This is a genomic window from Serratia nematodiphila DZ0503SBS1, from assembly GCF_000738675.1.
GTDB lineage: Bacteria > Pseudomonadota > Gammaproteobacteria > Enterobacterales > Enterobacteriaceae > Serratia > Serratia nematodiphila.
In genome coordinates, this window is sequence record NZ_JPUX01000001.1 from 983,217 (window position 1) to 1,004,819 (window position 21,603).

Genomic DNA, 21,603 nt, shown 5'->3' on the forward strand with positions numbered 1-21,603 from the left:
TTTTCGGTATTTTTTGCCCGATTGCTGGCACCTTTCGGCAAAAGCGGTTGCTAGGTAGTGTTTTCTGCTGTTAGATCGCAGAGGCTGGATTGAATAACCGTACGGGATGCCATGGTTAATCCGAGCACAGCCTTCACTTCTATTTTCAGCGTCATTAAGGGGTTAATGTGAAACTGGATGAAATCGCGCGTCTCGCGGGCGTTTCGCGCACGACGGCCAGTTATGTCATCAACGGCAAGGCGAAGCAGTATCGTGTCAGCGATAAAACCGTCGAGAAAGTGATGGCCGTGGTCAGGGAGCATAACTATCACCCGAATGCCGTCGCGGCGGGGCTGCGCGCTGGGCGCACCCGTTCTATCGGCCTGGTGATCCCGGATCTGGAAAATACCAGCTATACCCGCATCGCCAACTACCTGGAGCGCCAGGCGCGCCAGCGGGGTTATCAATTGCTGATCGCCTGTTCCGAAGATCAGCCGGACAACGAAATGCGCTGCATTGAGCACCTGCTGCAGCGCCAGGTGGATGCCATTATCGTCTCCACCGCCTTGCCGCCGGAACATCCTTTCTATCAACGCTGGGCCAACGATCCGCTGCCGATCATCGCGCTGGACCGCGCGCTGGATCGCGAGCATTTCATCAGCGTTGTGGGCGCCGATCAGGAAGATGCCTTTGCGTTGGCGCAGGAGCTGCGCACCTTCCCGGCTGAATCGGTGCTGTATCTGGGCGCCTTGCCGGAGCTTTCGGTGAGCTTCCTGCGTGAGCAGGGCTTCCGTCAGGCCTGGCAAGAGGATCCCCGCCACGTCGATTACCTGTACGCCAACAGCTATGAACGCGAAGCCGCCGGCGCGTTGTTTGCCGAATGGCTGAAAACGCACCCGATGCCGCAGGCGCTGTTTACCACGTCGTTCTCTTTATTGCAGGGCGTGATGGACGTGACGCTGAAGCAACGCGGCCGCTTGCCGACCGATCTGGCGATTGCCACCTTCGGCGATCATGAACTGTTGGATTTCCTGGAGTGCCCGGTATTGGCGGTAGCGCAGCGCCATCGCGACGTGGCCGAGCGCGTGCTGGAGCTGGTGCTGGCCAGCCTGGACGAACCGCGTAAACCCAAGCCGGGGCTGACGCGCATTCGCCGCAATCTGTTCCGCCGCGGCAGCCTGAGCCGCAAGTAGTTTGCCTGACAGGGGCCCGCGTTGGCGGGCTCCTGGTTTAGACGTAGTCCGCCACCCGGAACAGCCGCCGGCAGTATTCCAGGAAATAGCCATACACCACGCCCATCGCCATGGAGACCAGCGCATTGCTGGTTACCGCCGCCAGCATTTGTTGGCCGTCGGCGCCTACGCTCCATAGAATGGCGGCATAAACCGGCGACTGGAAGCTGACGTAGGCCAGCAGATCGGCGAGGTTGCGCAGCAGGAACTGGCCGCGCGGGCAGCGGCGCGCCGTGCGGATAAACAGATCGCGATAGCGGCCGTAAGGCCAGGCGATCAGGATGTTGACCGGGATCGACAACAGGCGTGAAGAGAGGGATTGCTGGAAGCTCATGCCTGAGATCAACACTTCTATCGCCATGCCGGCGATAAAGCAATACACCACCAGTGCGAACGTATCGGCAGCGGCGCTACGCCAGTGAGTCGCGGGCGAAAGCATGTGTCACCCCTTATAGTTAAAATTCTGTTAAATCATTTATTGTTGGATGTTAAGGCTGGTTTTTTGCCTTTTTTATAGTGTACTAATCTGGATTGTGTTTTTTAACTAGGTTTATATTTTTATTTTTAACATTTGTTCGCTTTTTGTCCCGCAGAACAGGGGCGTAGGATGGGGCGGAGAGATTAAAATCGGTGTTTTTAAATAAACCTATTAAAAACATGCTGTTGCGATTTTTTGTGTTCGCAGGGGGATTTTTCCGGCAAAAATTGTGGAAATAAAGGTGTAAGAAAATGAAACCATAATTGTAAACAGGTGTTTTGGGAATAATCTTACCAAATTGATTTAAATCGAAATTACTTCTGCTCGTAATATCCGAGCCATTTATTTTCGCCGTGCTCTCATCACGGCGGAGCAAATTGAAGTAAAATAGCGCACAGTTTCACGGTGAATAACGATTGAGCGTTATTAACTCAAGGAGTTATGGCCTTATTCTGCGGTCGACTCGTCAGGCGCCGAGCCTTGGCGCGCGCGGGGCGGCAGCGGTTACAGCCCTGAGATTGCCGAGCTGAAAAATGAGACATGGCTTGCAGAAGGAAGTAATGAGTTAATTAATCGCCAGTTCGTCAGGTTTTTAATCAGATTCTTTCCGCTTAGAAAATTCTCTCCGTTTATCATGGTGTTAATTTTTAATCGTCGAATAATCAGAGTTTCTTTCGCGAGTCAGCTCCCAAAATGACCAGAGAAATATTGCCAAAGCGCTGGCGCTCTGGCTTGACAAGGTTTTCATACCCTCCGTAAACTCCATTGTGTGGGAATTTGTGGGGTAAAGTGGTGAAAACGGTCACTAAGGGGTAGCTCAGGAATGTTCCGTGGAGCGACGATGGTCAACCTCGACAGCAAAGGGCGGCTCGCCGTACCTACCCGATATCGGGAATTGCTCAACGAGGAATCGCAAGGCCAAATGGTCTGTACCATTGACCTCCATCAGCCCTGTCTGCTGCTTTATCCTTTGCCCGAATGGGAAATTATTGAACAAAAATTATCACGTCTGTCGAGCATGAATCCCGCCGAGCGCCGCGTTCAGCGCCTGCTGTTGGGGCATGCCAGTGAGTGTCAGATGGATAGTGCCGGTCGTTTGCTGTTAGCCAGTACGCTGCGGCAACACGCCGGGCTCACGAAAGAAGTGATGCTGGTCGGTCAGTTCAACAAGTTTGAACTGTGGGATGAACAGACCTGGTATCAACAAGTCAAGGATGATATTGACGCTGAACAGTCGGCTCAGGAACCGTTGTCTGAGCGGCTACAGGACTTGTCGCTATAAGCATGTTGGAAAACTATAAACACACCACCGTCCTGCTGGACGAAGCCGTCAATGGCCTCAACATCCGCAGTAACGGCATATATATCGACGGTACTTTTGGTCGCGGTGGCCATTCTCGTCTGATTCTGTCCCAGCTGGGGCCGGAAGGGCGTTTGCTGGCGATTGACCGTGACCCTCAGGCGATTGCAGCCGCCAAATCTATTGAAGATCCTCGTTTTACCATCGTACACGGCCCATTTTCCGAGTTGTCGCACTATGTGCGGGAGCGCGAGCTGGTGGGCAAGATCGACGGCGTTCTGCTCGATCTGGGCGTTTCCTCGCCGCAGCTTGACGACGCGGAGCGCGGGTTCTCCTTTATGCGCGATGGCCCGCTGGACATGCGCATGGATCCGTCCACCGGCCTGTCCGCCGCGGAATGGCTGATGAAGGCCGAAGCGGACGACATCGCCTGGGTGCTGAAAACCTTTGGCGAGGAGCGTTTCGCCAAGCGCATCGCGCGCGCCATCGTGGAAAGAAACCGCGTGGAGCCGATGACGCGCACCAAAGAGCTGGCGGATCTGATCGCCGATGCCAGTCCGTTCCGGGAAAAGCACAAGCACCCGGCGACGCGCAGCTTCCAGGCGATCCGCATCTATATCAACAGCGAGCTGGAAGAGATCGAGCGTGCGCTCGACGGCGCGCTGGAAGTGCTGGCCCCGCAGGGCCGTTTGTCAATCATCAGCTTCCACTCGCTGGAAGACCGCATCGTCAAACGTTTTATGCGTCACCACAGCCGCGGCGCCCAGGTGCCGGCCGGCATTCCGTTGACCGAAGAGCAGCTGCGCGGCATGGGCGGCCGGACGCTGAAAGCGCTGGGCAAAATGATGCCGCCGGAAGCGGAAGTGGCGGACAACCCGCGTGCGCGCAGCTCGGTGCTGCGTATTGCTGAGAGGATGCCCGCGTGATTGGCAACGAACGTCACGGCCTGGTCGGGGTGATTGGCGGCGATCTGCTGCGCAACGCCAAGATCCCCCTGATTTTACTGATTGCGTCACTGGTCTCCGCGATTTTCGTGGTGACTACCGCGCACCGCACCCGCCTGCTGACCGCCGAGCGTGAACAGCTGGTTCTGGAGCGCGATGCGCTGGATATCGAGTGGCGCAACCTGATTTTAGAAGAGAACGCCCTCGGCGATCACAGCCGGGTTGAACGTATCGCGACAGAAAAACTGCAGATGCAACACGTTGATCCATCGCAGGAAAATATCATCGTTAAACAATGAATGGTTTAACCGGAATAATGACACGGAGTAGAAAGGAAACGCATGAAAGCAGCGCGCCCCGGTAAGTTGAGACGCCAGGAAGATCAGGCCAGCTTTGTCAGCTGGCGTTTTGCGTTGCTGTGCGGCTGCATTTTGCTGGCGATGGTTGGTCTGATGTTGCGCGTCGCGTACCTGCAGGTCATCAACCCCGATCGTCTGGTGAAAGAAGGCGACATGCGTTCGCTGCGCGTGCAGGAAGTGCCGACCGCGCGCGGCATGATCAGCGATCGCGCCGGCCGTCCGTTGGCGGTCAGCGTGCCGGTGAATGCGGTGTGGGCCGATCCGAAAGAGCTGAACGAGCGCGGCGGCATCACGCTGGACAGCCGTTGGAAAGCGCTTTCCGATGCGCTGAACATCCCGCTGGACCAACTCTCCAACCGCATCAACGCCAACCCGAAAGGGCGCTTCGTTTATCTGGCGCGCCAGGTTAACCCGGCGATCGGCGACTACATCCACAAACTCAAGCTGCCGGGGATCTACCTGCGGCAGGAGTCGCGCCGTTACTATCCGGCAGGGCAGGTGACGTCGCACATCATCGGCGTGACCAACATCGACGGGCAAGGCATCGAAGGCGTCGAGAAGAGCTTCGACCGCTGGCTGACCGGGCAACCGGGCGAGAGAACGGTGCGTAAGGATCGTTTCGGCCGGGTGATCGAAGACATCTCCTCCGTCGACAGCCAGGCGGCGCACAACCTGGTGCTGAGCGTCGATGAGCGCCTGCAGGCGCTGGTGTATCGCGAGCTGAACAATGCGGTGGCGTTCAACAAGGCCGAATCGGGCACTGCGGTGCTGATCGACGTAAACACCGGCGAAGTGCTGGCGATGGCCAACAGCCCGTCTTACAACCCGAACAACATGGCCGGTACGCCGAAAGAAACCATGCGTAACCGCGCCATCACCGATATTTTTGAACCCGGTTCAACCGTGAAGCCAATGGTGGTGATGACCGCGCTGCAAAACGGCGTGGTGAGAGAAAACAGCGTGCTGAACACCATCCCGTATCGTATTCAGGGCCACGAGATCAAAGACGTGGCGCGGTACTCGGAGCTGTCATTGACCGGGATCTTGCAGAAGTCGAGTAACGTCGGTGTTTCAAAGCTGGCGTTAGCGATGCCGTCCTCAGCGTTAGTAGATACTTACTCTCGTTTTGGGCTGGGAAAAGCGACCAATTTGGGGCTGGTCGGAGAAAGCAGTGGCATATACCCAAAAAAACAACGGTGGTCTGACATAGAGAGGGCCACCTTCTCTTTCGGCTACGGGCTGATGGTAACTCCGTTACAGTTGGCGCGAGTCTATGCAACGATCGGCAGCCTGGGCGTGTATCGCCCATTGTCGATCACCAAGGTTGACCCTCCGGTCGCCGGCGAGCGCGTTTTCCCTGAACCTCTGGTGCGCACCGTAGTGCACATGATGGAAAGCGTGGCCTTGCCGGGCGGCGGCGGCGTAAAAGCCGCCATCAAGGGATACCGTATCGCCATCAAAACCGGTACCGCGAAAAAAGTGGGCCCGGACGGCAAATACGTCAACCGATACATCGCTTATACCGCCGGCGTCGCGCCGGCAAGTAACCCCCGTTTTGCCCTGGTGGTCGTCATCAACGACCCGCAGGGTGGGAAATACTATGGTGGCGCAATCTCCGCGCCGGTGTTCGGCGCCATCATGGGCGGCGTATTGCGCACCATGAACGTCGAGCCTGACGCGTTGCCCACCGGTGACAAAAGCGAATTAGTGATTAACAAGAAAGAGGGTTCAGGTGGCAGATCGTAATTTGCGCGACTTACTCGCCCCGTGGGTGCCGACGGCACCCGGGCGCGCGCTGCGGGAAATGACATTAGACAGCCGTGTGGCGGCTGCCGGGGATCTGTTTGTCGCCGTGGTCGGCCATCAAACGGATGGGCGCCGCTATATTCCGCAGGCCATCGCGCAGGGCGTCGCCGCTGTGATCGCCGAGGCTGACGGTCAGGCCGAAGACGGCGCCATCGTTGAGATGCACGGCGTGCCGGTGATCTACCTGAGCCAACTGAACCAGCGCCTTTCCGCGCTGGCCGGGCGTTTTTACCATCAGCCGGGCGAGCGCTTGCGCCTGGTCGGCGTGACCGGCACCAACGGCAAAACCACCACCACGCAGCTGCTGGCGCAGTGGAGCCAACTGCTGGGCGAAACCAGCGCGGTGATGGGCACCGTCGGCAACGGCCTGCTGGGCCAGGTGTGTCCGACCGAGAATACCACCGGTTCTGCGGTGGATGTTCAACACGTATTAAACGAGTTGGCGGAACAGGGCGCGACCTTCGCCGCCATGGAAGTTTCTTCCCACGGTTTGGTGCAACACCGGGTAGCGGCGCTGCCGTTCGCTGCGGCGGTCTTCACCAACCTGAGCCGCGATCACCTGGATTACCACGGTGATATGGCCAATTACGAAGCGGCCAAATGGTCGCTGTTCGCCGCCCACAACGTGGGGCAGGCGATCATCAACGCCGACGATGAAGTCGGTCAGCGCTGGCTCGGCAAATTGCCGGATGCGGTAGCGGTGACGATGCAGGACAACCTGCAGCCGGGCTGTCACGGCCGCTGGCTGAAAACCACGGCGGTCGACTATCACGACAACGGCGCGACTGTTCGTTTCAGCTCCAGCTGGGGCGACGGCGAGATCGAAAGCCGCCTGATGGGCGCGTTCAACGTCAGCAACCTGCTGTTGGCATTGGCGACGCTGCTGTCGTTGGGCTACCCGCTGGAGGCGCTGGTGGAAACCGGCAGCCGTCTGCAGCCGGTCTGTGGCCGCATGGAAGTGTTTAACGCGCCGGGCAAACCGACGGTCGTGGTGGATTACGCCCACACGCCGGATGCGCTGGAGAAAGCGCTGGAAGCCGCGCGTCTGCACTGCCAGGGGCTGCTGTGGTGTGTGTTCGGCTGCGGCGGCGATCGCGACAAGGGCAAGCGTCCGCTGATGGGCGGCATCGCCGAGCAGTTCGCCGATCGCGTGGTGATCACCGATGACAACCCGCGCACCGAAGAGCCGCGCGCGATTATCAACGACATCCTGACCGGATTGCTGGACGCCGGGCAGGCGCTGGTGATCCACGGCCGCGCCGAAGCGGTGACCAGCGCCATCATGCAGGCGCAGGAGCAGGATGTGGTGCTGGTGGCGGGCAAAGGCCACGAAGATTATCAGCTGGTGGGCAACCGCCGCCTGGATTACTCCGACCGCACGACGGTCGCCCGACTGCTGGGGGTGCTGGCATGATCCCTGTCTCTCTTCAGACACTGGCTGAGGTATTGAGCGCTGAACTGGTGGGCGCCGATTGCCAAATTGTCGAGGTGACGACAGACACCCGCAAGGTGACCGCCGGTTGCCTGTTTGTGGCGCTGAAAGGCGAGCGTTTCGATGCGCACGACTTCGCGGCGGATGCCGTAGCCGCAGGCGCCGGGGCGCTGCTGGTCAGTAAGCGCTTATCAGTGGACGCGCCGCAGTTGGTGGTGCAAGACACCCGTCTGGCGCTGGGCCAGCTTGGCGCCTGGGTGCGTCAACAGGTGCCGGCGCGCGTGGTAGCGCTGACCGGTTCCTCGGGCAAGACATCGGTGAAAGAAATGACCGCCGCCATTCTGCGCGAATGCGGCGAAGTGCTGTATACCGCCGGCAACTTCAACAACGACATCGGCGTGCCGCTGACGCTGTTGCGTCTGGAGCCGCAGCATGATTTTGCCGTGATAGAGCTGGGCGCTAACCACATTGGCGAAATTGCTTACACCACCGCATTGACGCGTCCGCAGACCGCTTTGGTGAACAACCTGGCGGCCGCGCACCTGGAAGGCTTCGGCTCGCTGGCCGGCGTCGCCCAGGCGAAAGGTGAAATCTTTACCGGCCTGCCGGCCGACGGCGTGGCGATCATCAACGCCGATAACAACGACTGGCCGCACTGGCAGAGCATGCTGGGCGGCAAAACCGTCTGGCGCTTCTCGCCGCAGGCGGCCGAAGGCGTGGACTTCTTCGCGGACGACGTGCGGGTGAACGGCGCAGGCACGCAGTTTACGCTGCACAGCCCGTTCGGCACCGCCGAGATCGCGCTGCCGCTGCCGGGGCGCCACAACGTGGCCAACGCGCTGGCGGCCACGGCGCTGGCGATGTCGGTGGGCGCCACCCTCGAAGCGGTGCGTCAGGGGTTGAAACAATTGCAGGCGGTGCCGGGGCGTTTGTTCCCGGTGGCGCTGGCCGAAGGCAAGCTGCTGCTGGACGACAGCTACAACGCCAACGTCGGGTCGATGACCGCGGCGGCGCAGGTGCTGGCGGAGATGCCGGGCTACCGCGTGATGGTGGTCGGCGATATGGCCGAGCTGGGTGCAGAGGCGGAGGAGTGCCACCGTCAGGTGGGTGAAGCCGCCCGTCTGGCCGGGGTCGACAAAGTCATCAGCGTCGGCGGGTTGAGCCGTGTGCTGAGCGAAGCTTCCGGCAACGGCGAACATTATCAGGACAAGACAGCAGTGATCGCGCGCGTGGCGGAATTACTGTCGGAACATGCGGTCATCACCGTGTTAATCAAAGGTTCACGTAGTGCCGCAATGGAGCAGGTAGTACGCGCGTTACAGGAGAAAGCACCATGTTAGTTTGGCTGGCCGAGCATTTGGTCAAGTATTACTCAGGCTTCAACGTCTTTTCTTATCTGACGTTCCGAGCCATTGTCAGCCTGCTGACCGCGCTGTTCCTGTCGCTGTGGATGGGCCCGCGGGTGATCAAGCGTCTGCAAGAAATGTCCTTCGGGCAGGTGGTGCGCAACGACGGCCCCGAGTCGCACTTCAGCAAGCGCGGCACGCCGACCATGGGCGGCATCATGATCCTGACCTCCATCACCATTTCGGTGCTGATGTGGGCCTACCCGTCCAACCCGTATGTCTGGTGCGTGCTGTTCGTGCTGGTGGGTTACGGCATCGTCGGTTTCGTCGACGACTACCGCAAGGTGGTGCGTAAGGACACCAAAGGGCTGATCGCCCGCTGGAAGTATTTCTGGCAGTCGGTGATTGCGCTGATTGTCGCATTCGCCATGTACGCCGTAGGAAAAGACACGCCAGCCACCGAGCTGGTTGTGCCGTTCTTTAAGGACGTGATGCCGCAGCTGGGTTTGCTGTACATCCTGCTGGCCTATTTCGTCATCGTCGGCACCAGCAACGCGGTCAATCTGACCGACGGCCTGGACGGCCTGGCGATTATGCCGACGGTATTCGTGGCGGCCGGTTTCGCGCTGGTGGCCTGGGCGACCGGTAACATGAACTTCGCCAACTACCTGCATATTCCGTATCTGCGTCATGCCGGTGAGTTGGTGATCGTCTGCACCGCCATCGTCGGCGCCGGCCTCGGGTTCCTGTGGTTCAATACCTACCCGGCTCAGGTGTTTATGGGCGACGTCGGTTCGCTGGCGCTGGGCGGCGCGCTGGGCACCATCGCGGTGCTGCTGCGCCAGGAGTTCTTGTTGGTGATCATGGGCGGCGTGTTCGTAGTAGAGACGCTGTCGGTGATCCTGCAGGTGGGATCGTTCAAGCTGCGCGGACAACGCATTTTCCGCATGGCGCCGATTCACCACCACTATGAATTGAAAGGCTGGCCGGAGCCGCGCGTGATCGTGCGCTTCTGGATCATTTCGCTGATGCTGGTGCTGATTGGCCTGGCAACGCTGAAGGTGCGTTAATCATGGCAGACTATCAGGGTAGAAAAGTCGTCATCATCGGGTTGGGCCTCACCGGCCTGTCCTGTGTCGATTTCTTCATGGCGCGCGGCGTAACGCCGCGCGTGATGGATACCCGTATCGCGCCGCCAGGGTTGGACAAACTGCCTGAAAGCGTGGAGCGCCATCTGGGCGATCTGAACCAGGACTGGCTGCTGGCGGCGGATCTGATCGTCGCCAGCCCGGGCGTCGCGTTGGCGACCCCGGCATTGAGCGCCGCAGCGGACGCTGGCGTGGAAATCGTCGGCGACGTCGAACTGTTCTGCCGCGAGGCGCAGGCGCCGATCGTGGCGATCACCGGCTCCAACGGCAAAAGCACCGTCACCACCCTGGTGGGCGAAATGGCGAAAGCCGCCGGTTGGGCGGTAGGCGTGGGCGGCAATATCGGCCTGCCGGCGCTGAGCCTGTTGCGTCAGGAATGTCAGCTGTACGTGCTGGAGCTGTCCAGCTTCCAGCTGGAAACGACGTATAGCCTGCGAGCGGCGGCGGCGACCATCCTGAACGTGACCGAAGATCATATGGATCGTTATCCATTTGGCCTGCAGCAGTATCGCGGCGCCAAGCTGCGCGTGTATGAAAACGCCGCGGTGTGCGTGGTGAACGCGGACGATGCGCTGACCATGCCGGTGCGCGGCGCCGACGAGCGCTGCGTCAGCTTCGGGGCGGACGTGGGTGACTATCACCTGAACCGTCAGCAGGGGGAAACCTGGCTGCGGGTGCGCGGTGAGAAGGTGCTGAATACGCGCGAGATGATGCTGACCGGCCGCCACAATTACACCAACGCCCTGGCGGCGCTGGCGTTGGCGGATGCGGTCAATATCCCGCGTGCCTCCAGCCTGAAGGCGCTGACCACCTTTACCGGCCTGGCGCACCGTTTCCAGCTGGCCTGGGAGCACAACGGCGTGCGTTGGATCAACGATTCCAAAGCCACCAACGTCGGCAGCACCGAAGCGGCGCTGAACGGCCTGCAGGTGGACGGCACGCTGCATCTGCTGCTGGGCGGCGACGGCAAGTCCGCCGATTTCTCGCCGCTGGCGCGCTATCTGCAGGGCGACAATGTGCGTCTGTATTGCTTTGGCCGCGACGGCGCCCAGCTGGCGCAGCTGCGGCCGGAAGTGGCGACGCTGACCGAGACCATGGAGCAGGCGATGCGCACCATCGCCGGCCGCGTACAGCCCGGCGATATGGTGTTGTTGTCGCCGGCCTGCGCCAGTCTCGATCAGTTCCGTAATTTTGAAGTGCGCGGCGATGAGTTCGCCCGCCTGGCGCAGGAGCTTGGCGGATGAAACTACGCTTGCCGAACTTCGGGCTGACAGAACGGATGAAAGACTGGGTGACCGGCGCGCGCGATAACGACGCGGTCAACATGGTGCTGTACGATCGCACTCTGCTGTGGCTGACCTTCGGGTTGGCGATCATCGGCTTCGTGATGGTGACTTCGGCGTCGATGCCGATCGGCCAACGCCTGGCGGACGATCCGTTCCTGTTCGCCAAGCGTGATGCGTTGTACCTCGGCCTGGCGTTCGGCCTGTCGCTGGTGACGCTGCGCATCCCGATGGAAGTTTGGCAGCGCTACAGCAACGTGATGCTGCTGATGTCGATCGTGATGCTGCTGATCGTCCTGGTGGTGGGGAGCTCGGTAAACGGGGCCTCGCGCTGGATCGCGCTCGGCCCGCTGCGTATTCAGCCGGCGGAGCTGTCCAAGCTGTCGCTGTTCTGCTATCTGGCGAGCTATCTGGTGCGCAAGGTGGAAGAGGTGCGCAGCAACTTCTGGGGCTTCTGTAAACCGATGGGCGTCATGGTGGTGCTGGCGGTGCTGCTGCTGGCGCAACCGGATCTCGGCACCGTGGTGGTGCTGTTCATCACCACGCTGGCGATGCTGTTCCTGGCCGGCGCGAAAATGTGGCAGTTCCTGGCGATCATCGGCTCCGGCGTGTTCGCCGTGGTGCTGCTGATTATCGCGGAACCCTACCGTATGCGCCGCGTGACCTCGTTCTGGAACCCGTGGGCCGACCCGTTCGGCAGCGGCTACCAGCTGACCCAGTCGCTGATGGCATTCGGCCGCGGTGAGTTCTGGGGGCAGGGGCTCGGCAACTCGGTGCAGAAACTGGAGTATTTGCCGGAAGCGCACACCGACTTCATCTTCTCCATTTTGGGTGAAGAACTGGGCTATATCGGTGTGGTTTTAGCCCTGTTAATGGTATTCTTCGTCGCTTTTCGCGCGATGTCCATCGGGCGCCGCGCGCTGGAGATCGACCAACGCTTTTCCGGCTTCCTGGCCTGCGCGATCGGCGTGTGGTTCAGCTTCCAGGCGCTGGTTAACGTCGGCGCCGCCGCAGGCATGCTGCCGACCAAAGGTCTGACGCTGCCGCTGATCAGTTACGGCGGCTCGAGCCTGCTGATTATGTCGACGGCGATCGTGCTGTTGCTGCGAATTGATTATGAAACGCGCCTGACCAAGGCTCAGGCGTTTGTGAAGAGGTAAGGGATGAGCGGGAAACCTAAGCGTTTAATGGTGATGGCAGGCGGTACCGGCGGGCATGTGTTCCCGGGGCTGGCGGTCGCGCATCATCTGATGGCGCAGGGCTGGCAGGTGCGCTGGCTCGGAACCGCAGACCGAATGGAAGCCGATCTGGTGCCGAAGCACGGGATCGAGATTGATTTTATCCGCATCTCCGGCCTGCGCGGCAAGGGCCTGAAGGCCCAGTTGACGGCGCCGCTGCGGATCTGGCAGGCGGTGCGTCAGGCGAAAGCCATTATGCGCAGTTATCAGCCGGATGTGGTGCTGGGGATGGGCGGTTACGTTTCCGGCCCCGGCGGCCTGGCGGCCTGGCAGTGCGGCATCCCGGTGGTGCTGCACGAGCAGAACGGCATCGCCGGTTTGACCAACCGCTGGCTGGCGCGCATCGCCGCCAAAGTGATGCAGGCCTTCCCCGGCGCGTTCCCGAACGCCGAGGTGGTGGGCAACCCGGTGCGCACCGACGTGTTGGCGCTGCCACTGCCGGCGGAGCGGTTGCAAGGGCGCGAAGGCCCGATCCGTGTGTTGGTGATTGGCGGAAGTCAGGGCGCGCGCGTGCTGAATCAGACAGTTCCTGAAGTCGCGGCGCGTTTGGGCGATAGAATTACGCTCTGGCATCAGGTTGGCAAGGGCGCGCTGGAAACGGTGCTGCGCGACTACGAAAGGGTAGGGCAGACGCAGCACAAGGTGACCGAGTTCATCGATGACATGGCCGCCGCCTATGCCTGGGCAGACGTGGTGGTCTGCCGCTCCGGCGCGTTGACCGTCAGCGAAATCGCGGCGGCGGGGCTGCCGGCGATCTTCGTGCCGTTCATGCATAAGGATCGTCAGCAGTACTGGAATGCGCGTCCGCTGGAAGAAGCCGGCGCGGCGAAAATTATCGAACAGCCGCAGTTTAACGCCGATGTGGTGGCCGAACTGCTGGCGAGCTGGGATCGCAAGACGCTGCTGGCCATGGCCGAGAAAGCGCGCGCGGTCGCCATTCCGGACGCCACCGAGCGCGTGGCGGCGGAGCTGGTGCGGCTCGCCAAGTAACGAGTGCAGGGGTTCGGTGCGCCGAACCTGAATAAAAGCAATGTGATGTAGGGCCGGGGTACCGGATCCGGATTAGAGAGAGTGATGAATACACAACAACTGGCGAAACTACGTACTATCGTGCCCGAGATGCGTCGCGTCCGGCACATTCACTTTGTCGGCATCGGTGGCGCCGGCATGGGTGGTATCGCCGAAGTGTTGGCAAACGAAGGGTATCAGATCAGCGGCTCCGACCTGGCGCCGAATCCGGTGACACAACAGTTGAGCGCGCTCGGAGCGACGATTTATTTCAATCACCGTCCGGAAAACGTGCTGGATGCGAGCGTGGTGGTGGTCTCTACCGCCATCTCCGCCGACAACCCGGAGATCGTCGCCGCTCGTGAGGCGCGCATCCCGGTGATCCGCCGCGCTGAAATGCTGGCGGAGCTGATGCGTTTTCGTCACGGCATCGCTATTGCCGGCACGCACGGCAAAACCACCACCACGGCGATGGTCTCGAGCATTTATGCCGAAGCCCGCCTGGACCCGACCTTCGTCAACGGCGGGCTGGTGAAGGCGGCGGGCACCCACGCGCGACTGGGGTCCAGCCGTTATCTGATCGCGGAGGCGGATGAGAGCGATGCGTCGTTCCTGCATCTGCAGCCGATGGTGGCCGTGGTCACCAACATCGAAGCCGACCATATGGACACCTACCAGGGCGACTTCGAGAACCTGAAACAGACGTTTATCAATTTCTTGCACAACCTGCCGTTCTACGGCCGCGCGGTGATGTGCATTGACGATCCGGTGGTGCGTGAGCTGTTGCCGCGCGTGGGTCGCCATATCACCACCTACGGCTTCAGTGAGGATGCGGATGTGCGCATCGAAGACTACCGGCAGATTGGGCCGCAGGGGCACTTTACTCTGAGCCGCCAGGATAAGCCGTTGCTGACGGTGACGCTGAACGCGCCGGGCCGCCACAATGCGTTGAACGCAGCGGCGGCGGTGGCGGTAGCGACCGAAGAAGGCATTGACGACGAAGATATTCTGCGCGCGCTGGCGGGCTTCCAGGGCACCGGGCGCCGCTTCGATTTCCTCGGCGAGTTCCCGCTGGAACCGGTCAACGGCAAAGCGGGCAGCGCGATGCTGGTGGACGATTACGGCCACCATCCGACTGAGGTGGACGCCACGCTGAAAGCGGCGCGCGCCGGCTGGCCGGACAAGCGTTTGGTGATGATCTTCCAGCCGCACCGTTATACGCGCACCCGCGATCTGTACGACGATTTCGCCAACGTGCTGTCGCAGGTGGATGTGCTGCTGATGCTCGACGTGTACGCCGCCGGCGAAGCGCCGATCCCGGGCGCGGACAGCCGTTCGCTGTGCCGCACCATCCGCAGCCGCGGCAAGCTGGATCCGATCCTGGTTTCCGATGCCGATAGCGTGCCGGAAACCCTGGCGCAGCTGCTGCAGGATGAAGACTTGGTGCTGGTGCAGGGCGCCGGCAACGTGGGCAAAATCGCCCGTAAACTGGCCGAGCTGAAGCTGCAGCCGCCGAAGAAAGAGGAGGAGCACCATGGCTGATAAAGTTGCAGTTCTGCTGGGCGGCACCTCCGCCGAACGCGAAGTGTCCCTGCAATCCGGCGCCGCGGTGCTGGCCGGGCTGCGCGAAGCCGGCATCGATGCGCACGGTGTCGATACCCGCGATTTCCCGGCGACTCAACTGAAAGAGCAAGGGTTCACCAAAGTGTTTATCGCGCTGCACGGGCGCGGCGGCGAGGACGGCACCCTGCAAGGGCTGCTGGAGTTCCTCGAACTGCCTTATACCGGTAGCGGCGTGATGGCCTCGGCGCTGACCATGGACAAATGGCGCACCAAGATGGTGTGGCAGTCGATGGGCTTGCCGGTAGCGCCTTACGTGGCGCTGAATCGCCAGCTGTACCTCGGTGCCGAAAAAGCGGCGCTGCTGGCGCGTGTGGCGGATCTCGGTTTGCCGCTGATCGTCAAGCCGAGCCGTGAAGGCTCCAGCGTCGGTATGAGCAAGGTCACCGCAAGCGCGGCGTTGGAAGCGGCGTTGGAAGAGGCCTTCCGCCATGACGACGATGTGCTGGTGGAGAAGTGGTTGAGCGGCCCGGAATACACCGTGGCGATGCTGGGCGATCAGGTTCTGCCGTCAATCCGCATCCAGCCGGCCGGCGTGTTTTACGACTACCAGGCCAAGTACATTTCGGACGACACGCAGTACTTCTGCCCGAGCGGTTTAAACGCCGAGCAGGAAGCCGAGATGGCGGCGTTGGCGCTGCGCGCCTACCGCGGTCTGGACTGCAGCGGCTGGGGCCGCGTCGACGTGATGCAAGACAGCGATGGCCGCTTCTATCTGCTTGAGGTGAACACCTCTCCGGGCATGACCAGTCATAGCCTGGTGCCGATGGCGGCGCGCCAGTTTGGATTAAGCTTCTCGCAGTTGGTGGCGAGAATTTTGGAGTTGGCCGACTGATATGTCGCAAGCTGCCCTGAATGCGCGCGATCGCGAGGTGGATAACGGCCCGCGTCGCAGCAATGGAACCCAGTTGGCGGGAATGATTTTCCTGCTGATGGTGTTGGGAACGGTCGTGTGGAGCGGTTGGGCGGTGCTTGGCTGGATGAAAGACGCCAGCCGCCTGCCGCTCTCAAGGCTGGTGGTGACCGGCGAACGCCATTACACCACCAACGATGATATTCGTCAGGCGATCCTGGCGCTGGGCGCACCCGGCACCTTTATGACGCAGGATGTGGACGTCATCCAGCAGCAGATCGAACGTCTGCCGTGGATCAAGCAGGCCAGCGTGCGCAAACAATGGCCGGATGAGCTGAAGATCCATCTGGTGGAGTACGTCCCGGTGGCGCGCTGGAACGATTTGCACATGGTGGACGCCGAGGGCAAAGCGTTCAGCGTGCCGGCGGAGCGGGCGGGCAAGCAGAAATTGCCGCTGCTCTATGGGCCGGAAGGGAGCGAGCAGGATGTGCTGGAAGGCTATCGGGCGATGAGCGCCACGTTGGCGGCCAGCAAATATACGCTGAAAATGGCGGCGATGACCGCGCGCCATTCCTGGCAGCTGGCGCTGGACAACGATGTCCGGCTTGAGCTGGGGCGCGATGACCGCAACGGGCGTTTGCAGCGGTTTATCGAGCTTTACCCGGTATTGCAGCAGCAGGGCCAGGCGGAGAGCAAGCGTGTCAGCTATGTCGATCTGCGCTACGAGTCCGGCGCTTCGGTAGGGTGGGCTCCGGTGTTGGTCGATCCGCAGGCGCTTGGCGGTCAGCAAAACAGTAATCAGCAACAGAATCAGGCACAGGCAAAACAACAATGATCAAGTCGACGGACAGAAAACTGGTAGTTGGACTGGAGATCGGTACTGCAAAAGTCTCCGCGTTGGTAGGGGAAGTTCTGCCCGATGGCATGGTCAACATTATCGGGGTGGGCAGCTGCCCGTCTCGCGGTATGGATAAGGGTGGCGTAAACGACCTGGAATCGGTGGTGAAGTGCGTACAGCGCGCCATCGATCAGGCCGAGCTGATGGCGGACTGCCAGATCTCTTCGGTGTACCTGGCGCTGTCGGGCAAACACATCAGCTGCCAGAACGAAATCGGCATGGTGCCGATCTCGGAAGAGGAAGTGACGCAGGATGACGTGGAGAATGTGGTGCACACCGCCAAATCGGTGCGCGTGCGCGACGAACACCGTATCCTGCACGTGATCCCTCAGGAATACGCCATCGATTATCAGGAAGGCATCAAAAACCCGGTTGGGCTGTCCGGCGTGCGCATGCAGGCCAAGGTGCATCTGATTACCTGCCATAACGATATGGCGAAGAACATCGTCAAGGCCGTGGAACGTTGCGGCCTGAAAGTTGACCAACTTATTTTCGCCGGTCTGGCCGCGAGCTACGCGGTGCTGACCGAAGATGAACGCGAACTCGGCGTTTGCGTGGTGGATATCGGCGGCGGCACCATGGATATGGCGGTGTATACCGGCGGTGCGCTGCGCCACACCAAAGTGATCCCTTATGCCGGGAACGTGGTCACCAGCGATATCGCCTACGCCTTCGGCACGCCGCCGACCGACGCGGAAGCGATTAAAGTTCGACACGGTTGTGCGCTTGGGTCGATTGTTAGCAAGGATGAGAATGTAGAGGTGCCTAGCGTCGGGGGACGTCCTCCGCGCAGTCTGCAAAGACAGACGCTGGCTGAAGTCATTGAGCCACGCTACACCGAACTGTTGAATCTGGTTAACGATGAAATTTTGCAATTGCAGGAGCAACTGCGTCAGCAAGGGGTGAAGCATCATCTGGCGGCAGGTATCGTGCTGACCGGTGGCGCCGCCCAGATTGATGGCCTGGCAGCCTGTGCGCAACGGGTGTTCCACACTCAGGTACGCATCGGCCAACCCTTGAACATCACGGGTCTGACGGATTATGCGCAGGAGCCTTACTACTCGACGGCGGTAGGTCTGCTGCACTATGGAAAAGAGTCTCACCTGAGCGGTGAGACAGAAGTAGAAAAACGCGCCTCGGTGGGCAATTGGTTTAAACGCATCAATAGCTGGCTGAGAAAAGAGTTTTAATGTTTCAACAAAGAGATCATGCTGAGTAATCTTTTTATGATCTCGCAGCGACAGGCACAAAACGGAGAGAAACTATGTTTGAACCAATGGAACTAACCAATGACGCGGTGATTAAAGTCATCGGCGTCGGCGGCGGCGGTGGCAACGCCGTTGAACACATGGTGCGCGAGCGCATCGAAGGTGTTGAATTCTTCGCTGTGAACACGGACGCCCAGGCGCTCCGCAAAACGGCGGTTGGCCAAACCATCCAGATTGGTAGCGGTATTACCAAAGGTCTGGGTGCGGGCGCGAACCCTGAGGTGGGTCGCAATTCAGCGGAAGAAGACCGCGAAGCCCTGCGCGCAGCGCTGGACGGCGCAGACATGGTCTTCATCGCAGCCGGCATGGGCGGCGGTACCGGTACCGGTGCGGCGCCAGTGGTGGCTGAAGTGGCTAAAGATTTGGGTATTCTGACCGTGGCCGTGGTGACCAAGCCTTTCAACTTCGAAGGCAAGAAGCGCATGGCATTCGCGGAGCAGGGTATCGCTGAACTGTCCAAACACGTGGACTCGCTGATCACCATCCCGAACGACAAGCTGTTGAAAGTTCTGGGGCGCGGCATCTCTCTGCTGGACGCGTTCGGCGCGGCCAACGACGTGCTGAAAGGCGCGGTGCAGGGTATCGCCGAGCTGATCACCCGTCCGGGCCTGATGAACGTCGACTTCGCCGACGTGCGCACCGTGATGTCCGAAATGGGCTATGCGATGATGGGTTCCGGCGTGGCTTGCGGTGAAGACCGCGCCGAAGAAGCGGCCGAAATGGCGATCTCCAGCCCGCTGCTGGAAGACATCGACCTGTCCGGCGCGCGCGGCGTGCTGGTCAACATTACCGCTGGCTTCGATCTGCGTCTGGATGAGTTCGAAACTGTGGGTAACACCATCCGTGCGTTCGCTTCCGACAACGCTACCGTGGTTATCGGTACCTCGCTGGATCCGGAAATGAACGACGAACTGCGCGTTACCGTGGTTGCAACCGGTATCGGTATGGACAAGCGTCCTGAAATCACTCTGGTGACCAATAAGCAGGCCAGCCAGCCAGTGATGGATCACCGTTATCAGCAGCACGGCATGTCGCCTCTGCCGCAGGAAGTGAAACCTGCCGCCAAGGTGGTCAACGACCAAGCTGCGCAGCCGAATAAAGAGCCCGACTATCTTGATATTCCAGCCTTCCTGCGTAAACAGGCAGACTAAGAATATCCTGAGAATTTGGAATCTCCGCTCTTTGTGCTAAACTGTCCCGCCGGCCATGCTGTATGCTTGGCTGGTAGGATGGATAACATTGCGAGATAAAACGATGATCAAACAAAGGACATTAAAACGTATTGTTCAGGCGACTGGCGTCGGTTTGCATACCGGCAAGAAAGTCACGCTGACAATGCGCCCAGCGCCGGCTAATACCGGGGTCATCTATCGTCGCACTGACTTGAATCCACCGGTTGATTTTCCGGCTGATGCAAAATCCGTGCGTGATACCATGCTCTGTACTTGCCTGGTGAATGAGCATGACGTGCGTATTTCGACCGTTGAGCACCTCAACGCCGCGCTGGCTGGGTTGGGCATCGACAATATCGTCATCGAAGTCGACGCCGCTGAAATCCCAATCATGGACGGCAGCGCCAGTCCGTTCGTGTTCTTGCTGCTGGATGCCGGCATCGAAGAACTGAACTCGGCGAAGAAATTCCTGCGTCTGAAAGAGACCGTGCGTGTTGAAGATGGCGACAAATGGGCCGAGCTGTCCCCGCATAACGGGTTCCGCCTGGACTTCACCATCGACTTCAACCACCCGGCTATCGACGCCAGCTCTCAGCGCTACCGTCTTGATTTCTCGGCTGAGTCGTTCGTGCGTCAAATCAGCCGCGCGCGCACCTTCGGGTTCATGCGCGATATCGAATATCTGCAGTCCCGCGGCTTGGCCCTGGGCGGCAGCTTCGATTGCGCCATCGTGGTAGATGACTATCGTGTGCTGAACGAAGACGGTCTGCGTTTCGAAGACGAGTTCGTACGTCACAAAATGCTGGACGCCATCGGCGACCTGTTCATGTGCGGCCACAACATCATTGGCGCGTTCACCGCGTTCAAGTCTGGGCACGCGCTGAACAACAAACTGCTGCAGGCCGTACTGGCCAAGCAGGAAGCGTGGGAATACGTGACCTTCCAGGACGAAGCCGAAATGCCGTTGGCATTCAAGGCGCCGTCTACCGTATTGGCGTAAGGTCTGAATTCCTCGCCTGCGAATAACGGCAGGCGCATCCTCTGAGAGCCTGAGAATTCAGGCTCGTGATGCCGTCTGATGTTTTGCAGTTGTGTCGCTGATTACTTATCACGACTGGTTGTGTTGGTACCCTCTCCGGCCAATGCAGCCAGCCGTTCCAATATCTTGCGCAGTTTCTCCGGGCTACGGCTCGCCAATCCTCTCAGCTCTTCCGCACTTTCCAGACTCAAATGCCGCATCGGCACGGGTTTTTCCGGCGCTTTCTCGGCGTTTTGCACCTGGTTGCTGCCTTTCGCCATCAAGGCCGGATTAATCCTGATGTCGATCGACGACAATGATGGTAGAATTTGCGCTCGTAGTGCAGACAGCAAAGCGGGTTGTTCGTAGCGCAAGCGCATCATCCAACTGGCATTTGCCGTTTCGAGCACTAAAATACCCTGTCGGAAATTCGCGACGCGGCACCAGGGATGCAGGGGAGCGGGCAACAGGCCCTTCACTGCACGGTTAAGCTTGAGCAGCGCCACCGCGCGTTGCTGGACGTTATGCAGCGGCCCTTTGCTGCCGGCAGACGCGTCGTCGAACAGGACATCTAATAATTGTGGACGGCTATCGCGCATAATGGGCTCCGGCGGATTATAAACTCGTGATCGGTATTCTAAATCGTTGGCGACAATTTGGCAGACGTTATTTCTGGCCCCATCTCCTGTTAGGGATGGTTGCGGCCACGCTTGGCGCGTCTTCCAATTTGTCCGGCGCTCCCGATCAGGCCGCGCTGCCGAATACGTCGTCCAGCCTTAACCGGCAAAATTCGGCCAACGGCACCTTCAACAGCCTGGCCCTGCTGCAGGACGCGCACCGCCGCCCTACCTTCAGCGTAGATTATTGGCAGCAGCATGCACTGCGCACCGTCATTCGTCACCTCTCTTTCGCGTTGGCGCCGCAGGCGGTTTATGCGCGGGTACAGGAGAGCGAAGCCGAAGCGGAACCGCCTTTGCAGGTAGCGCAACTGGCGTTGCTGTCTACCCTCAATGCGCTGCTGACGCATGAGCCGAAGCCGCCGACCATCATTCGCCACACCCACCTTGAGGTGCTGCCAACGCTGGCGCGGCACCAGACCGGCCTGTGGGTGGCTCAGGTGCAAGGCATTCGCGCCGGGCCCGTCGTTCTCGTCTGACTCCGCCCTTAGGGCATAAAAACCATAAATAATAGCAAGTTGACTGCCGCATTCGGCCGTCATGA

At 60.1% G+C, this 21,603-nt stretch carries 20 protein-coding genes; 18 read left to right on the forward strand and 2 right to left on the reverse strand.

Annotation, left to right across the window (positions count from 1 at the left end; all coding sequences use genetic code 11):
- Positions 1–167 precede the first annotated feature (167 nt).
- Positions 168–1,172, forward strand: coding sequence for a catabolite repressor/activator (gene cra, locus JL05_RS04455; RefSeq protein ID WP_004932801.1), 1,005 nt, complete (start codon positions 168–170; stop codon positions 1,170–1,172).
- A gap of 37 nt (positions 1,173–1,209) precedes the next feature.
- On the opposite strand, the gene JL05_RS04460 is transcribed toward cra, so the two are convergent.
- A complete protein-coding gene (locus tag JL05_RS04460; RefSeq protein ID WP_004932798.1) occupies positions 1,210–1,650 on the reverse strand; it encodes an L-alanine exporter AlaE in 441 nt (146 codons plus the stop codon).
- Positions 1,651–2,512: 862 nt separating this feature from the next.
- Here JL05_RS04460 and mraZ point away from each other — a divergent pair.
- From mraZ to lpxC, 16 genes are all read left to right on the forward strand, one after another.
- A complete protein-coding gene (gene mraZ / locus JL05_RS04465; protein ID WP_031300396.1) occupies positions 2,513–2,971 on the forward strand; it encodes a division/cell wall cluster transcriptional repressor MraZ in 459 nt (152 codons plus the stop codon).
- Between the two features lie 2 nt (positions 2,972–2,973).
- Positions 2,974–3,915 (forward strand): 16S rRNA (cytosine(1402)-N(4))-methyltransferase RsmH, encoded by a 942-nt coding sequence (gene rsmH, locus JL05_RS04470; protein WP_033631783.1) that lies wholly within the window; start codon positions 2,974–2,976, stop codon positions 3,913–3,915.
- Positions 3,912–4,232 (forward strand): cell division protein FtsL, encoded by a 321-nt coding sequence (ftsL, locus tag JL05_RS04475; RefSeq protein WP_015376645.1) that lies wholly within the window; start codon positions 3,912–3,914, stop codon positions 4,230–4,232. The genes rsmH and ftsL overlap by 4 nt, the downstream gene beginning before the upstream one ends.
- 42 nt (positions 4,233–4,274) lie before the next feature.
- Positions 4,275–6,038, forward strand: coding sequence for a peptidoglycan glycosyltransferase FtsI (locus JL05_RS04480; RefSeq protein ID WP_004932790.1), 1,764 nt, complete (start codon positions 4,275–4,277; stop codon positions 6,036–6,038).
- The gene (gene murE / locus JL05_RS04485; RefSeq protein ID WP_033631784.1) at positions 6,025–7,512 is read left to right on the forward strand and encodes a UDP-N-acetylmuramoyl-L-alanyl-D-glutamate--2,6-diaminopimelate ligase; all 1,488 of its coding nucleotides are present in this window, start codon (positions 6,025–6,027) and stop codon (positions 7,510–7,512) included. Before JL05_RS04480 ends, murE begins: the two co-directional genes overlap by 14 nt.
- The gene (gene murF, locus JL05_RS04490) at positions 7,509–8,870 is read left to right on the forward strand and encodes a UDP-N-acetylmuramoyl-tripeptide--D-alanyl-D-alanine ligase (protein ID WP_033631785.1); all 1,362 of its coding nucleotides are present in this window, start codon (positions 7,509–7,511) and stop codon (positions 8,868–8,870) included. The genes murE and murF overlap by 4 nt, the downstream gene beginning before the upstream one ends.
- Positions 8,864–9,946 (forward strand): phospho-N-acetylmuramoyl-pentapeptide-transferase, encoded by a 1,083-nt coding sequence (gene mraY / locus JL05_RS04495; RefSeq protein ID WP_004932782.1) that lies wholly within the window; start codon positions 8,864–8,866, stop codon positions 9,944–9,946. Before murF ends, mraY begins: the two co-directional genes overlap by 7 nt.
- A gap of 2 nt (positions 9,947–9,948) precedes the next feature.
- Positions 9,949–11,268, forward strand: coding sequence for a UDP-N-acetylmuramoyl-L-alanine--D-glutamate ligase (murD, locus tag JL05_RS04500; RefSeq protein ID WP_033631786.1), 1,320 nt, complete (start codon positions 9,949–9,951; stop codon positions 11,266–11,268).
- On the forward strand, positions 11,265–12,467 hold the full coding sequence (gene ftsW, locus JL05_RS04505) for a cell division protein FtsW (RefSeq protein WP_004932776.1): 1,203 nt from the start codon (positions 11,265–11,267) through the stop codon (positions 12,465–12,467). Before murD ends, ftsW begins: the two co-directional genes overlap by 4 nt.
- A gap of 3 nt (positions 12,468–12,470) precedes the next feature.
- On the forward strand, positions 12,471–13,535 hold the full coding sequence (gene murG / locus JL05_RS04510; RefSeq protein ID WP_004932773.1) for an undecaprenyldiphospho-muramoylpentapeptide beta-N-acetylglucosaminyltransferase: 1,065 nt from the start codon (positions 12,471–12,473) through the stop codon (positions 13,533–13,535).
- A gap of 84 nt (positions 13,536–13,619) precedes the next feature.
- Complete coding sequence (gene murC, locus JL05_RS04515) at positions 13,620–15,095, forward strand: UDP-N-acetylmuramate--L-alanine ligase (protein ID WP_028127852.1); 1,476 nt, start codon at positions 13,620–13,622, stop codon at positions 15,093–15,095.
- On the forward strand, positions 15,088–16,008 hold the full coding sequence (locus tag JL05_RS04520; RefSeq protein ID WP_033631787.1) for a D-alanine--D-alanine ligase: 921 nt from the start codon (positions 15,088–15,090) through the stop codon (positions 16,006–16,008). Before murC ends, JL05_RS04520 begins: the two co-directional genes overlap by 8 nt.
- A gap of 1 nt (position 16,009) precedes the next feature.
- Complete coding sequence (ftsQ, locus tag JL05_RS04525) at positions 16,010–16,861, forward strand: cell division protein FtsQ (protein WP_004932761.1); 852 nt, start codon at positions 16,010–16,012, stop codon at positions 16,859–16,861.
- Complete coding sequence (gene ftsA / locus JL05_RS04530) at positions 16,858–18,114, forward strand: cell division protein FtsA (RefSeq protein ID WP_004932758.1); 1,257 nt, start codon at positions 16,858–16,860, stop codon at positions 18,112–18,114. The genes ftsQ and ftsA overlap by 4 nt, the downstream gene beginning before the upstream one ends.
- A gap of 74 nt (positions 18,115–18,188) precedes the next feature.
- Positions 18,189–19,343, forward strand: a complete 1,155-nt coding sequence (gene ftsZ, locus JL05_RS04535; protein WP_004932757.1) for a cell division protein FtsZ — start codon at positions 18,189–18,191, stop codon at positions 19,341–19,343.
- Between the two features lie 103 nt (positions 19,344–19,446).
- Entirely contained in the window at positions 19,447–20,364 is a 918-nt protein-coding gene (gene lpxC, locus JL05_RS04540) for a UDP-3-O-acyl-N-acetylglucosamine deacetylase (RefSeq protein ID WP_004932754.1), read from the forward strand.
- Between the two features lie 101 nt (positions 20,365–20,465).
- On the opposite strand, the gene JL05_RS04545 is transcribed toward lpxC, so the two are convergent.
- The gene (locus JL05_RS04545) at positions 20,466–20,981 is read right to left on the reverse strand and encodes a DUF721 domain-containing protein (protein ID WP_004932751.1); all 516 of its coding nucleotides are present in this window, start codon (positions 20,979–20,981) and stop codon (positions 20,466–20,468) included.
- Positions 20,982–21,007: 26 nt separating this feature from the next.
- Here JL05_RS04545 and secM point away from each other — a divergent pair, with 26 nt between their 5' ends.
- A complete protein-coding gene (gene secM / locus JL05_RS04550) occupies positions 21,008–21,538 on the forward strand; it encodes a secA translation cis-regulator SecM (protein ID WP_004932747.1) in 531 nt (176 codons plus the stop codon).
- Positions 21,539–21,603: the final 65 nt, after the last annotated feature.

Excerpts from the sequence above, each read along its gene's own strand:
- JL05_RS04460 (WP_004932798.1), bottom strand. The coding sequence starts at position 1,650 with ATGCTTTCGCCCGCGACTCACTGGCGTAGCGCCGCTGCCGATACGTTC.
- mraZ (WP_031300396.1), top strand. The coding sequence starts at position 2,513 with ATGTTCCGTGGAGCGACGATGGTCAACCTCGACAGCAAAGGGCGGCTC.
- rsmH (WP_033631783.1), top strand. The coding sequence starts at position 2,974 with ATGTTGGAAAACTATAAACACACCACCGTCCTGCTGGACGAAGCCGTC.
- JL05_RS04480 (WP_004932790.1), top strand. The coding sequence starts at position 4,275 with ATGAAAGCAGCGCGCCCCGGTAAGTTGAGACGCCAGGAAGATCAGGCC.
- murF (WP_033631785.1), top strand. The coding sequence starts at position 7,509 with ATGATCCCTGTCTCTCTTCAGACACTGGCTGAGGTATTGAGCGCTGAA.
- mraY (WP_004932782.1), top strand. The coding sequence starts at position 8,864 with ATGTTAGTTTGGCTGGCCGAGCATTTGGTCAAGTATTACTCAGGCTTC.
- murD (WP_033631786.1), top strand. The coding sequence starts at position 9,949 with ATGGCAGACTATCAGGGTAGAAAAGTCGTCATCATCGGGTTGGGCCTC.
- ftsW (WP_004932776.1), top strand. The coding sequence starts at position 11,265 with ATGAAACTACGCTTGCCGAACTTCGGGCTGACAGAACGGATGAAAGAC.
- murG (WP_004932773.1), top strand. The coding sequence starts at position 12,471 with ATGAGCGGGAAACCTAAGCGTTTAATGGTGATGGCAGGCGGTACCGGC.
- murC (WP_028127852.1), top strand. The coding sequence starts at position 13,620 with ATGAATACACAACAACTGGCGAAACTACGTACTATCGTGCCCGAGATG.
- JL05_RS04520 (WP_033631787.1), top strand. The coding sequence starts at position 15,088 with ATGGCTGATAAAGTTGCAGTTCTGCTGGGCGGCACCTCCGCCGAACGC.
- ftsQ (WP_004932761.1), top strand. The coding sequence starts at position 16,010 with ATGTCGCAAGCTGCCCTGAATGCGCGCGATCGCGAGGTGGATAACGGC.
- ftsA (WP_004932758.1), top strand. The coding sequence starts at position 16,858 with ATGATCAAGTCGACGGACAGAAAACTGGTAGTTGGACTGGAGATCGGT.
- ftsZ (WP_004932757.1), top strand. The coding sequence starts at position 18,189 with ATGTTTGAACCAATGGAACTAACCAATGACGCGGTGATTAAAGTCATC.
- lpxC (WP_004932754.1), top strand. The coding sequence starts at position 19,447 with ATGATCAAACAAAGGACATTAAAACGTATTGTTCAGGCGACTGGCGTC.
- JL05_RS04545 (WP_004932751.1), bottom strand. The coding sequence starts at position 20,981 with ATGCGCGATAGCCGTCCACAATTATTAGATGTCCTGTTCGACGACGCG.